This window comes from Pseudomonas sp. NPDC089534 (assembly GCF_044749305.1).
Lineage (GTDB): Bacteria > Pseudomonadota > Gammaproteobacteria > Pseudomonadales > Pseudomonadaceae > Aquipseudomonas > Aquipseudomonas ekonensis.
Map to the genome: position 1 here is coordinate 38498 of NZ_JBIVHR010000005.1, position 12216 is coordinate 50713.

Below are 12216 nucleotides of genomic sequence, written 5' to 3' on the forward strand. Positions count from 1 at the left end.
GACATCCTCCAGATGAACATCAGCAGTGCCATGGTGGTGGCCGCCCGTCATTGGCGCAAAATCTGCCAGACCACGCTGGTCAACTACGGCATCTCCGAAGCCTGCGCCGTCCCGCTGCTGATGATCGGCCGCCTGGGCGAGGGCGTGCGTCAGGTGCAGGTGGCGCAGGCGGCGGGGATGGAAAGCCCGTCGCTGGTGCGCCTGCTGGATCAGCTGTGCCACGCCGGGTATGTCTGCCGCAGCGAAGACCCCCAGGACCGCCGCGCCAAATGCCTGAGCCTGACCGACACCGGCCGCGAGCTGGTGCAGGCGGTCGAGGCCGAACTGGTGCGCCTGCGCCATGAGGTGCTGGAAGGCATCGACCGGCGCGATCTGGAAGCTACGCTTCGGGTATTGAAGGCTTTCGAGGCGGCGAGTCCGCTGGCGGTGACCCATCCGTGAACGGCTTCTTTTCCGGCTTTCCTCCGGCCCGGGACTGGTTCTACGGGATCCGCACCTTCGCCGCTTCGATGATCGCGCTGTACATCGCCCTGCTCATGCAGATGCCGCGTCCGTATTGGGCGATGGCCACGGTGTACATCGTCTCCAGCCCCTTCCTCGGGCCCACCAGTTCCAAGGCCCTGTACCGCGCCATCGGGACATTCCTCGGCGCGGCGGCGGCGGTGCTGTTCGTGCCGATGTTCGTCCAGAGCCCTTACGTGCTGGTGGTGGTCATCGCGCTGTGGACGGGGATCCTGCTGTTTCTCTCGCTGCACCTGCGCACCGCCAACAACTATGCGCTGATGCTTGCCGGCTACACCTTGCCGCTGATCGCCCTGCCGGTGGTGGACAACCCGTTGGCGGTGTGGGACGTGGCCGAGGCGCGCACCGAGGAGATCTTCCTCGGCATCGCCGTGGCGGCGGTGGTCGGGGCGATGTTCTGGCCGCGCCGACTGGCTCCGGTGTTCAACAACGCGGTGGGCAAGTGGTTCGCCGACGCGACGACCTACAGCCTGCGCTTCCTGGGCCGCGACGTGCGCCCGGAAGAGATCGGCGCCCTGCGCATGGCCATGGTCGGCAGCTTCAACAGCCTCGAACTGATGATCGGCCAACTGCCCCACGAAGGCGCCCGGCCCCAGACGGTGCGCAACACCAAGGAGCTGCGCGGGCGGATGATCCACCTGCTGCCGGTGATCGACGCCCTCGACGATGCGCTCTATGCCCTTGAGCGCCGCACGCCGGAGCTGGTGGACCGGTTCGCGCCGCTGCTGGCGGCCACCAGCGAGTGGCTCGGCCACAAGGACGCCGACCTTGAGCGTTGGCAGGCCCTGAAAGACCGGCTCGACGCCCTGCAGCCGGACGCGCAGGCCCTGGACGAGCGCAAGCAGTTGCTGTTCTCCAACGCGCTGTACCGCCTGGCCGAGTTCATCGACCTGTGGCAGGACTGCCGCTCGCTGCAGGACGCGATCCTCTGCGAGCGCCAGGACAGCTGGCGTGCGGTCTACCGGCACTGGCGCCTCGGTCGCCTGACGCCGTTCCTCGACCGCGGGCTGATGCTGTATTCGGTGGCCTCGACCATCCTGGCGATCATCGTCGCGTCGGTGCTGTGGATCCTGCTCGGCTGGACCGACGGCGGCAGCGCGGTGATCCTGGCGGCGGTGTCGTGCAGCTTCTTCGCCTCGATGGACGACCCGGCGCCGCAGATCTACCGGTTCTTCTTCTGGACCGCGATGTCGGTGCTGTTCGCCAGCCTGTACCTGTTCCTGGTGCTGCCCAACCTGCATGACTTCCCGATGCTGGTGCTGGCGTTCGCCGTGCCGTTCATCTGCGTCGGCACTCTGACGGTGCAGCCGCGCTTCTATCTCGGCATGCTGCTGACGCTGGTCAACACCTCGTCGTTCATCAGCATCCAGGGCGCCTACGACGCGGATTTCTTCGCCTTCGCCAACTCCAACCTGGCGGGGCCCATGGGGCTGCTGTTCGCGTTCATCTGGACGCTGGTGGCCCGGCCGTTCGGCGCCGAGCTGGCGGCCAAGCGCCTGACCCGGTTCAGCTGGAAGGACATCGTCCGCATGACGGAGCCGGCGAACCTCGCCGAACACCGGCAACTGGGCGTGCAACTGCTCGACCGCCTGATGCAGCACCTGCCGCGCCTGGCGCTGACCGGCCAGGACACCGGCATCGCCCTGCGCGAAGTGCGGGTGGGGCTGAACCTGCTCGACCTGCTGGCCTACACGCCGCGGGTGCCCGGCACGCCGCAGGCGCTGCTGCAGCAGGTGGTGGCGGAAGTCGGCGACTACTTCCGCGCCTGCCTCAAGGCCGGCGAACGCCTGCCGGCGCCCAGCCCCCTGCTGATGACGATGGACCGCACCCGCCGGGCCCTCAGTGGCCAGGGCGATGACGAAACCCGGCTGCACCTGTTGCATGCCCTGAGCGGCCTGCGCCTGGCGCTGCTGCCCGGCGTCGAGTTTCTCGGCAACGCCGAACCCGAAGAACCGTTGCCTCACGGCATCGATGGAGCGCCCCTATGATCGGTGACCTGGACATCAGCGGCATCTTCCTGCCCACGCTGCTGATCCTGATGGGCATCACGTACCTGTTGTTCCTGCTGGTGCACGGCGTGCTCACGCGCCTGCATTTCTACCGCCTGGTCTGGCACCGGGCGTTGTTCAACGTGGCGCTGTACGCCTTGCTGCTGGGCGCCGTGGATTCCCTCAGCCGATACCTGATGACATGAAAAAACCGTTTTTGACGCTCGGCCGCACCGTGCTGACCCTGTTGATCGTGACGTTCGCCGTCGTGGTGGTGTGGCGCATGGTGATGTACTACATGTTCGCGCCCTGGACCCGCGACGGCCACATCCGCGCCGACATCGTGCAGATCGCCCCGGACGTGTCCGGGCTGATCCAGCAGGTGGAAGTGAAGGACAACCAGCCGGTCAAGCGCGGCCAGGTGCTGTTCAGCATCGACCCGGACCGTTTCCGCCTGGCCCTGCGCCAGGCCAAGGCCGCCGTCGCCGACCGCGAAGAGACCCTCGCCCAGGCGCAGCGCGAGGCCAAGCGCAACCGGGGCCTGGGCAGCCTGGTGCCGGCCGAGCAACTGGAGGAGAGCCTGTCCAAGGTCGCCCGTGCCCAGTCGGCGCTGACCGAAGCGCTGGTGGCGGTGGACAGCGCCCAGCTCAACCTCGACCGCTCGGTGATCCGCAGCCCGGTGGACGGCTACGTCAACGACCGCGCGCCGCGTGCCCAGGAGTTCGTCACCGCCGGGCGTCCGGTGCTGTCGGTGGTCGACAGCAACTCCTTCCACATCGACGGCTATTTCGAGGAGACCAAGCTGGACGGCATCCGCGTCGGCCAGGCCGTGGACATCCGGGTGATCGGCGACCGGGCGAAGCTGCGCGGGCATGTCGAAAGCATCGTGGCCGGCATCGAGGACCGCGACCGCACCAGCGGCAGCAACCTGCTGCCCAACGTCAACCCGGCCTTCAGCTGGGTGCGGCTGGCGCAGCGGATTCCGGTGCGCATCGCGTTCGATGACGTGCCGGAGGATTTCCGCATGATCGCCGGGCGCACCGCCACGGTGTCGATCATCGAGGACGGCCGGCAGGAGTCCGCGCAATGAACCGGGCGCTGATGGTCGCCGGGCTGGGCGCGTTGCTGTCGGCCTGTCAGGTGGTCGGGCCCGACTACCGCCTGCCGGGCGAAGCGGCGGTGCAGCGCCACGACCTGCAGGGCGAGTTGGCGGTGGACGGCAAGCCGGTGGTGTCGGCGCCGGTGCCGGCCGACTGGTGGCGCCTGTATCAGGATCCCCGGCTCAACGAGCTGGTGCAGCAGGCCGTGGCCTCCAACACCGATCTGCGGGTGGCGGCGGCCAACCTGTCGCGGGCCCGGGCCCGGGTCGACGAGGCCGAGGCGGCCGGCGGCTGGAGCGGCGGGGTGAAGATGGGCGCCCAGCGCCTGCAGGAGTCCGGCGAAGCGTTCCTGCTGCCGGAAAAGGTGCCGGTGGACAACATCGGCGAGATCGCCATCAGCGCCTCTTACCAGTTCGACCTGTTCGGCAAGCTGCAGCGCGGCATCGAAGCGGCCAAGGCCAGCGCCGACGCGACCCAGGCCGCCGCCGACACCGCCCGCATCACCCTGGTGGCGGATGTGGTGCGGGCCTACACCCAGGTCTGCGCCGCCAACGAAGAGCGCGAAATCGCCCAGCATTCCCTCGACCTGCAGGACCAGAGCACCCGGCTCACCCAGCGCCTGCGCGACGCCGGCCGGGGCGACGAGACCCAGGTCACCCGCTCCCAGACCCAACTGAAATCCCTGCGGGCCGACCTGCCGCGCTACGAGGCTGCGCGGCAGGCCGGGCTGTTCCGCCTGTCGATGCTGCTGGCCAAGCCGGTGGCGCAGCTGCCGGCCGGCACCGCCGGGTGCGCCGAGCTGCCGAAGGTCGCGCAACTGATGCCCGTCGGCGACGGCGCCGCGTTGCTCAAGCGCCGCCCCGACGTGCGCCAGGCCGAGCGGCAACTGGCCGCCGCGACCGCCGGCATCGGCATCGCCACCGGCGAGCTGTACCCGGACATCAGCTTCGGTGCGACGATCGGCACCGTCGGCCTGCTGGACGACCTCGGCAAACCGTCCACCAACCGCTGGGGCTTCGGCCCTTCGTTGAGCTGGAACGTGCCGACCAACGGCGCCCGGGCGCGCATCCGCGAGGCCGAAGCGTCGACCCAGGGCGCCCTGGCGCACTTCGACGGCGTCGTCCTGAACGCCGTCCGCGAGACCCAGACCGGCCTGGCCCAATACAGCGCCCAACTGCAGCGCCGCGAAGCCTTGGCCGATGCCGAGCAGTCGGCGAAGCAGGCGGCGGAGCAGACCCACCGCTTCTACCAGGCCGGCCGCGCGTCGTTCCTCGCCGACCTGCAGGCCACCCGCACCTACACCGATGTGCGGGCGCAGCTGGCGTCGGCCAACACCCAGGTCGCCCTGAGCCAGATCGATCTGTTCCTGGCCCTGGGCGGCGGCTGGGAAAGCGGACGAACGCAAGCGTCGGGCACCGGCAAACCCTGAGGCCGTTGCTATGCTTTGAAGTGTTGGAAGGGCGCCCGGTGCAAGGCGCCCTTGCAGCGCACTGGGCTTGCGCAGGTCGGGGAAACCAATAATGAAAAACCCTTACGCTCTTGGCTTCTGGTGCGCCGTGGTAGCGCTGGTGCTGCTCTCGGCCACCTATTTCTACGGCATCATGCTGGCCCACCAGATCGATAAGGCCATGGTGTTCCTCGACAGCACCGTGGCCCTGATCGCGGTCATGGGGATCGTGGTGGTGGCCTGGTCTCTGGTGCAGGTCCGGCGGCTGAAGAAGCGCCAGCTGGAGCAAAGCAAGGTGCTGCTGCTGATCTGGGACACCAAAGTCGCGCTGCGCCGGGTCGAGACCGTGTTCGACCGGTATTTCTGGGGCAGCTACTGGCAACCGGGGCGCACCTTCGCCGAAGTCATGGGCGAACTCACCGGCACGCCGCTGGAAAAAAGCCTGGATGCCCTGAAAAAGCAGTGCCTGGAGCTCGACAAGCAAGTCGCCAGCGACGGCTGGCACTGGCTCAACAACGCCCGTGAGCTGTCCGACGTCGCCACGGCCATGGCCCGCGAGCGCTACCAGCTGGACTTCTGCGACCCGCGCAACGACGGCCCCGGCGGCGCGGTGATCGACCGGGACTTCGAAGTGCTGGTGTTCACCTGGACGGCGCGGCTCAAAAGCTTCGACCATCAACTGGACGAGATCGAGGTGCAGTATTCCTGAGGCCGAGGCGAGTGCCCGGCCCTCTGCGCCCGCCACCATTCCCCCTCGCCATGGACACTCTTTAACCTTTAAACACTGGGCCCTGCCGCGCCGGCGGTGCTAATCTGCACCGCTAAATCCAGCGGAGTCGTGCCGCGGCCCGATCACGGGTTCAAGGAAGACGACCACACTTTCAGCCACGGAAATCGATCGGGTCATTCATGAATAAATCAGCAGGCGTGCTTCTGGGAATCGTTGTTGCCATCGGCGCCGTCAGCGCCGGCGGGGCGTGGTACACCGGCACCAAAATCGAAGGCGTGCTGAACAACGCCGTCGCCAACGCCAACAAGGAACTGCAGGCCGCCATGGCCGGTTCCAACGGCAGCGCGTCGCTGGAGCTGGTGTCCCTGGAGCGCCACACCTTCAGCAGCACCGCGCAGTACCGCCTCAAGGGCGAGGGCGAAATGTTCGGCGAGGCGCCGGTCGAGCTGCTGTTCACCGACCGCATCGAACACGGCCCGCTGCCGTTCTCGCGGCTGGCGTCGTTCAAGTGGCTGCCGGTCATGGCCAGCAGTCACTACGCGCTGGAAAAGACCCCGCTGACGGAAAAATGGTTCGCCGCCACCAAGGGCGCCGCGCCGCTCAAGGGCGTGGTCAACATCGGCTACGACGAATCCACCACCGGCACCCTCGAACTGCTGCCGCTGGAGACGGCCCTGGACGACAAGTCGAGCCTCAAGTTCTCCGGCCTGAACATGGACATCTCCGCCAGCGCCCAGGCCCAGAAGGTCAAGGCCAACGGCTACATGGACAGCCTGCACCTGACCACCGTCGCCGAAGACGAAGCGCCGGTGCAGGTCGAGCTCAGCGGCCTGACCCTGGCCAGCAACCTCACCAAGAGCACCTACGGCTACTACACCGGGGAGAACACCCTGGAGCTGACCAACAGCAAGACCACCTTCGGCGCCAAGCAGTCGGTGCTGGGCATCAAGAACTTCGAGATGAAGAACCTCACCGAAGAGACCGGCTCCAGCGCCTCGGGCCGCGCCGACTACAAGATCGGCGAGGTCACCCTCAACGACAAGAAGATCGGCTCGGCCAACCTGGCCATGAGCCTGAAGAACCTCGACATTCCGTCGACGATGTCGCTGATGCAGATCTACCAGACCAAGCTGCAGCCCTACGAGAAGGCCGCTGCCGAAGCCGCCGAAGCCGGCCTGCCGTCGCCGGAGCTGAACCTGACCCCGGCCGAAGAGGCCCAGGTCAAGGCCGACCTGCAGAAACTGCTGGCCGCAGGACCCCAAGTGGCGCTGGAGAACCTGTCGCTCAAGACCGCCAACGGCGAAAGCCGCGCCAACCTGGTGATCGACCTGGCCAAGCCGCAGTCGATGGACCTGCCGCCGGACCAACTGGGCAAGCAACTGATCGCCCTGCTCGACCTCAACGTGCTGGTGTCCAAGCCGATGCTGGTGGACCTGATGAGCGTTCAGGCGCAGCTCGACGGCCAGACCGACGCCAAGGCCATCGTCGACCAGGCCAGCGCCGCCACCGACATGTTCGCCGGCATGGCGGTCGGCTCGCAGTTGGCGACCCTGGACGGCACCAACGTCACGACCAAACTGCACTACGCCGCCAACCAGGTGGAGTTCAACGGCCAGAAGATGACCGTCGAGCAGTTCGTCGGCTTCCTGATGGGCAAGTTCGCCGGCGTCAGCCAGGTTCAGTAACCGCCCCGCAACGCCACGGCGCCCGGCCTCTGCGTACCGCAGACGCCGGGCGTTTTGCTGTCTGGCGTCCGGGTTTTCGGCCGGTAGGGGAACCGTCACGGCAATTCTGAATAATTATTGCGTTGCCGATATTGGTCTACGCTTGCGTGCAAGACTGCCTGGATAAGCTTGGCCGGGTCTGCGATCCGGCCATCGTTACGAATGGGCAAGGAGGGCATTGCGACCCGGCTGGCCATGTAAGGATGCTGACGAATGCCGCGTATTGATGTTCCCGTATTACATCGTGGTTTACGCCCATTGTTCCGAGTCGCGCTGTGCAGCCAGTTGCTCTGGCCGGCACTGGCGGTCGCCGATACGGCTTACGACCGAATGGTGCTCGACGCCCGGGCCGGCCATTACGCGCCTGCGCTCGACGCCCTGCGCCAGGTGCCGCCGGCCCAGGCGACCGCCGGCCAGGTCAGCGATCACCTGCAGATCGCCAGTTGGGCCGGGCTCGACGCCGAAGTGGTGCAGGTCTACGAGACCCAGGGCCGCGGCCGCACGCTGCCGGTCCAGGCGCTGACCGCCACCGCCCGGGCCTACCGCAACCTCAAGCGTTGGGATCAGGCGACCCAGGTCTACAACCAGGCCCTGGCGCTGGATCCGGGCAATGCCGACCTGCAACTGGGGCTGGCCCTGACCCAGGCCGACGCCGGCAAGCCCGACGAAGCGGTGACCCGCGCCAAGGCGCTGGTCGCGGCCAAGCCTGACGATCCCTCCCGCCGGCTCGCGCTGGGCTACGCCCTGACCCGTGCCGGCAAGCAGTACGACGCGCTGCACGAATACGACCAGGCGTTCATCCGCGCCGGCAGCAAGCCGGAAGTCGCCCGCGAATACGTGGTGGCCCTGCAGAAGGCCCGTCTGCCGGAGCCTGCGCTGCGCCTGGCCGACCAGCGTCCGGGCCTGATCGACCCGGTCACCCGGCGTCGCCTCGAAGGCGACCTGGCCGCCGAGCGGGTGCGCCTCGCCGACCTGGCCACCCGCAGCGAGAAAGAGCGTTACGTCATCGCCGACCGGGCGCTGGCCGACTACGACAAGCTGCTGACCACCTGGACGCCGGACGCCAGCGCCCACGACGACGTGACCCGCTGGCGCATCGACCGCATGGGCGCGCTCCGGGCCCGGGCGCGCACCGCCGACGTCATCGGCGAATACCAGAAGCTGCAAGGCGAGGGCGTGAAGATCCCGACCTACGCCCTGCGCTGGGTGGCGGCGTCCTACCTCGACCAACGCCAGCCGGAAATCTCCACCGACCTTTACCGCCAGGTGCTGACCGCGCCGGACGCCGATGTCGGCGACCGCCTGGAAGACACCACCGGCCTGTACTACTCGCTGCTCGAAAGCGACCGCGCCGAAGAGGCCCGCAAGGTCGCCGAGGACCTGGCCAAGTCCCAGCGGCCGCGCATCGAGCTCAAGGGCCTGCCGGTGGGCAACCCCAACGACGAATGGATGGACGCCCAGCAGCTCGCGGCGCAGGCCGGCACCTACGGCTCCGACCTGCCCCACGGCGAAGAGCGCCTGCAGGCGTTGGTCGACCAGGCGCCGGGCAACATCGGCCTGCGCCTGGCCCAGGCCGACCTGTACCTGGCCCGCGACTGGCCGCGCCGCGCCGAGAACCAGCTCAAGGAAACCGAAAGCCTGGTGCCGCGGGACATGGGCCTGGAAGTCGCCCAGGCCCACACCGCCATGGACCTGCAGGAATGGCGGCAGATGGATGCGCTGACCGACGACGTGGTCGCGCGCTTCCCCGACAACCGTCAGGTGCAGCGCCTGGCCCGTCAGCGCGAAGTGCATGACATGGCCGAGCTGCGCGTCGAAAGCTACGGCGGCAAGGCTTACGGCGGCGGCAGCGGCGATGCCGGCGCGGTCAGCGGCAGCCGGGACTTCGGCATCGAAAGCACCCTGTACAGCCCGCCCATCGATGAAGACTGGCGGGTGTTCGCCGGCGTCGGTTACGCCACCGGCGACTTCACCGAAGGCACCGGGCACCACCGCTTCCAGCGCGTGGGCCTGGAGCGCCGCACCCGCGACATGACCCTGGAGGCGGAAATCTCCAACCACTCCTACGGTTTCGGCGACAAGCAGGGCGCGCGCCTGGCGATCGCCCGGGACATCGACGACCACTGGCAGTACGGCGGCAGCCTCGAGTACCTCTCGGCGCAGACCCCGCTGCGCGCGCTGAACAGCGGCATCAAGGCCAACGGCGGCAGCGGTTTCATCCGCTGGCGGGCCAACGAGAGCCGGGAATGGAAGCTGGCGGTCAGCCCGTCGCACTTCAGCGACGGCAACAACCGGGTCGAGGCGCTGCTCACCGGCCGCGAGGGCGTGTACAGCGCGCCGAACCTGCAGGTCGACGCCGGCCTGGAAGTGGGCACCAGCCACAACTCCAAGTCCGATGACGTGCCGTACTTCAACCCGAAGGCGGACCTGAGCGTCATGCCGCTGCTGAACGTCAACCACGTGCTCTACCACCGTTACGAAACGGTCTGGAGCCAGCAGTTCCAGCTGGGCGCCGGCACCTACAGCCAGCGCGACCACGGCACCGGCGGCATGGCGCTGATCGGCTACGGCCAGCGCTACGCCTGGAACGACGTGTTCGAAGTGGGCGGCCTGTTGAGCGCGATCAACCGGCCCTACGACGGTGATCGGGAAACCGATCTGCGTCTGCTCGTCGACCTCACTTTCCGCTTCTAGAAGAGTCTGAAGATGCCTCTGATTTCGCGATTCATCCTTTTGCTGGGCGCGCTGCTGGCCAGCGCCTGCGCCCAGCAGGCCCCGGCCTTCCTGCCGCCGTCCGAGCGCCCGGTGGCGGCCAGCGAGAAGCCGTGGCCGAAGAACCACGTGCTGGGCATCGCCTACCACGACGTCGAAGACCGCGACCCCGACCAGGCCGTGGTGGCGGTGCGCACCGAACGCATGATCGAGCAGTTGGCGTGGCTGCGCGAGAACGGCTACCGGCCGGTCACGGTCGATCAGATCATGGCCGCGCGCAAGGGCGGGCCGGAACTGCCGCCCAAGGCGATCCTGCTCAGCTTCGACGACGGCTACTCCAGCTTCTACACCCGCGTGCTGCCGGTGCTGCGCGCCTACAACTGGCATGCGCTGCTGGCGCCGGTCGGCACCTGGATCGACACGCCCCTCAACCAACCGGTGGACTTCGCCGGCACCCCGCGCCAGCGCTCGGACTTCCTGACCTGGGACCAGGTGCGGGAAATCTCCCGGTCGGGGCTGGTGGAGATCGCTGCCCACACCGACGCCAACCACAAGGGCATCCTCGCCAACCCCCAGGGCAACCTGCAGCCGGCGGCGGCGACCCGGCAATACAACGCGGTCACCAAGCGCTACGAGACCGAAGACGAATTCCGCGCACGGATCCGCACTGACGTGGCCGCCATTTCCGAGAAGATCCGCAAGGTCACCGGCAAGAAGCCGCGCATCTGGGTCTGGCCGTACGGCACGGCGGACGGCACGTCGCTGACGGTGGTGGGCGAGCAGGGCTACGAAATGGCCCTGACCCTCGACGACGGCCTCGACGCCCTCGACAACCTGATGAGCAGCCCGCGCTTCCTGGTGGCCTCGGACCCGGACGGCGAGCACTTCGCCAACAGCATCGTCTCGGTGCAGGCCGAATCGCCGATGCGCGTGGTGCACGTGGACCTGGACAACGTCTACGACCCGGATCCGGCGCAGCAGGACGCCAACCTCGGCAAACTGGTGCAGCGCATGGCCGACATGGGCGCCAACACGGTGTTCCTGCAGGCCTTCGCCGACCCCCAGGGCGACGGCCTGGTGCATTCGCTGTACTTCCCCAACCGCCACCTGCCGGTGCGCGCCGACCTGTTCGACCGCGTCGCCTGGCAACTGCGCACCCGTGCCCACGTGAAGGTCTTTGCCTGGATGCCGGTGCTGAGCTTCGCCCTCGATGCGAAGCTGCCGCGGGTCACCCGCTGGGATCCGCAGACCGGCGCCGTGTCGGTCGACCCGGACCAGTACAAGCGTCTGTCGCCGTTCGACCCCGAGGTGCGGCGGGTCGTGGGCGAAATCTACGAGGACCTGGCGCGCCTGACGTCGGTGGACGGCATCCTCTATCACGACGATGCGGTGCTTTCGGACTTCGAGGACGCCGGCCCGCAGGCGCTCAAGGCCTACGCCGCCAACGGCCTGCCGGGCTCGATCGGCGCACTGCGCGACGATCCGGCGACGATGCAGCGCTGGACGCGCTTCAAGAGCCGCTACCTGATCGACTTCACCCAGGAACTGACCGCCAAGGTGCGGGCGATCCGCGGCCCGCAGGTGCTGACCGCACGCAACATCTTCGCCGAGCCGATGCTCAACCCCGCGAGCGAGGCGTGGTTCGCGCAGAACTTCGACGATTTCCTCGTCACCTATGACTGGACGGCGCCGATGGCCATGCCGCTCATGGAGAAACAGACCCACGCCCGTTCCGGCCCCTGGCTGGAGTCGCTGGTGGCGACGGTCAAGGCCCGCCCGGGCGCGCTCGAGCGCACGGTGTTCGAGCTGCAGGGCCGGGACTGGACGAAAAAGGACCAGGCCGAAATCGACGGCGCGCAACTGGCCGAATGGATGAGCCTGCTCAAGCGCCAGGGCGTGACCAGCTTCGGCTACTACCCGGACAACTTCCTCGAGAACCTGCCGGACCTGAAAGCCGTGCGGCCAGCGCTCTCCAACAAATGGAACCCATGAC

9 protein-coding genes are annotated in these 12216 nt (G+C 67.9%); all 9 read left to right on the forward strand.

Going from position 1 to position 12216, the window contains the following annotated elements; all coding sequences use genetic code 11:
- Positions 1 to 12 precede the first annotated feature (12 nt).
- Entirely contained in the window at positions 13 to 441 is a 429-nt protein-coding gene (locus tag ACIP0B_RS02620; protein ID WP_085582227.1) for a MarR family winged helix-turn-helix transcriptional regulator, read from the forward strand.
- Positions 438 to 2510, forward strand: coding sequence for an FUSC family protein (locus tag ACIP0B_RS02625; RefSeq protein ID WP_400829585.1), 2073 nt, complete (start codon positions 438 to 440; stop codon positions 2508 to 2510). The genes ACIP0B_RS02620 and ACIP0B_RS02625 overlap by 4 nt, the downstream gene beginning before the upstream one ends.
- Positions 2507 to 2716, forward strand: a complete 210-nt coding sequence (locus ACIP0B_RS02630; RefSeq protein ID WP_085582123.1) for a DUF1656 domain-containing protein — start codon at positions 2507 to 2509, stop codon at positions 2714 to 2716. Before ACIP0B_RS02625 ends, ACIP0B_RS02630 begins: the two co-directional genes overlap by 4 nt.
- Positions 2713 to 3600: an efflux RND transporter periplasmic adaptor subunit gene (locus ACIP0B_RS02635; protein ID WP_400829586.1), complete on the forward strand. Its 888-nt coding sequence runs from the start codon at positions 2713 to 2715 to the stop codon at positions 3598 to 3600. Before ACIP0B_RS02630 ends, ACIP0B_RS02635 begins: the two co-directional genes overlap by 4 nt.
- The gene (locus ACIP0B_RS02640) at positions 3597 to 5039 is read left to right on the forward strand and encodes an efflux transporter outer membrane subunit (protein WP_400829587.1); all 1443 of its coding nucleotides are present in this window, start codon (positions 3597 to 3599) and stop codon (positions 5037 to 5039) included. The genes ACIP0B_RS02635 and ACIP0B_RS02640 overlap by 4 nt, the downstream gene beginning before the upstream one ends.
- Positions 5040 to 5130: 91 nt before the next feature.
- A complete protein-coding gene (locus ACIP0B_RS02645) occupies positions 5131 to 5766 on the forward strand; it encodes an NADH:ubiquinone oxidoreductase subunit N (RefSeq protein WP_400829589.1) in 636 nt (211 codons plus the stop codon).
- 200 nt (positions 5767 to 5966) lie between these two features.
- Complete coding sequence (locus ACIP0B_RS02650) at positions 5967 to 7472, forward strand: YdgA family protein (protein ID WP_400829590.1); 1506 nt, start codon at positions 5967 to 5969, stop codon at positions 7470 to 7472.
- Positions 7473 to 7724: 252 nt separating this feature from the next.
- Positions 7725 to 10205 carry a poly-beta-1,6 N-acetyl-D-glucosamine export porin PgaA gene (gene pgaA, locus ACIP0B_RS02655; RefSeq protein WP_400829591.1) on the forward strand — a complete coding sequence of 827 codons (2481 nt, stop codon included), beginning with the start codon at positions 7725 to 7727 and terminating at the stop codon, positions 10203 to 10205.
- A gap of 12 nt (positions 10206 to 10217) precedes the next feature.
- Positions 10218 to 12215 (forward strand): poly-beta-1,6-N-acetyl-D-glucosamine N-deacetylase PgaB, encoded by a 1998-nt coding sequence (gene pgaB / locus ACIP0B_RS02660; RefSeq protein ID WP_400829592.1) that lies wholly within the window; start codon positions 10218 to 10220, stop codon positions 12213 to 12215.
- The last annotated feature ends 1 nt before the right edge of the window (position 12216 follow it).

Bases quoted from the DNA above. Each gene is read 5' to 3' on its own strand.
- ACIP0B_RS02620 (WP_085582227.1), top strand. From the start codon at position 13: ATGAACATCAGCAGTGCCATGGTGGTGGCCGCCCGTCATTGGCGCAAA.
- ACIP0B_RS02630 (WP_085582123.1), top strand. From the start codon at position 2,507: ATGATCGGTGACCTGGACATCAGCGGCATCTTCCTGCCCACGCTGCTG.
- ACIP0B_RS02635 (WP_400829586.1), top strand. From the start codon at position 2,713: ATGAAAAAACCGTTTTTGACGCTCGGCCGCACCGTGCTGACCCTGTTG.
- ACIP0B_RS02640 (WP_400829587.1), top strand. From the start codon at position 3,597: ATGAACCGGGCGCTGATGGTCGCCGGGCTGGGCGCGTTGCTGTCGGCC.
- ACIP0B_RS02645 (WP_400829589.1), top strand. From the start codon at position 5,131: ATGAAAAACCCTTACGCTCTTGGCTTCTGGTGCGCCGTGGTAGCGCTG.
- ACIP0B_RS02650 (WP_400829590.1), top strand. From the start codon at position 5,967: ATGAATAAATCAGCAGGCGTGCTTCTGGGAATCGTTGTTGCCATCGGC.
- pgaA (WP_400829591.1), top strand. From the start codon at position 7,725: ATGCCGCGTATTGATGTTCCCGTATTACATCGTGGTTTACGCCCATTG.
- pgaB (WP_400829592.1), top strand. From the start codon at position 10,218: ATGCCTCTGATTTCGCGATTCATCCTTTTGCTGGGCGCGCTGCTGGCC.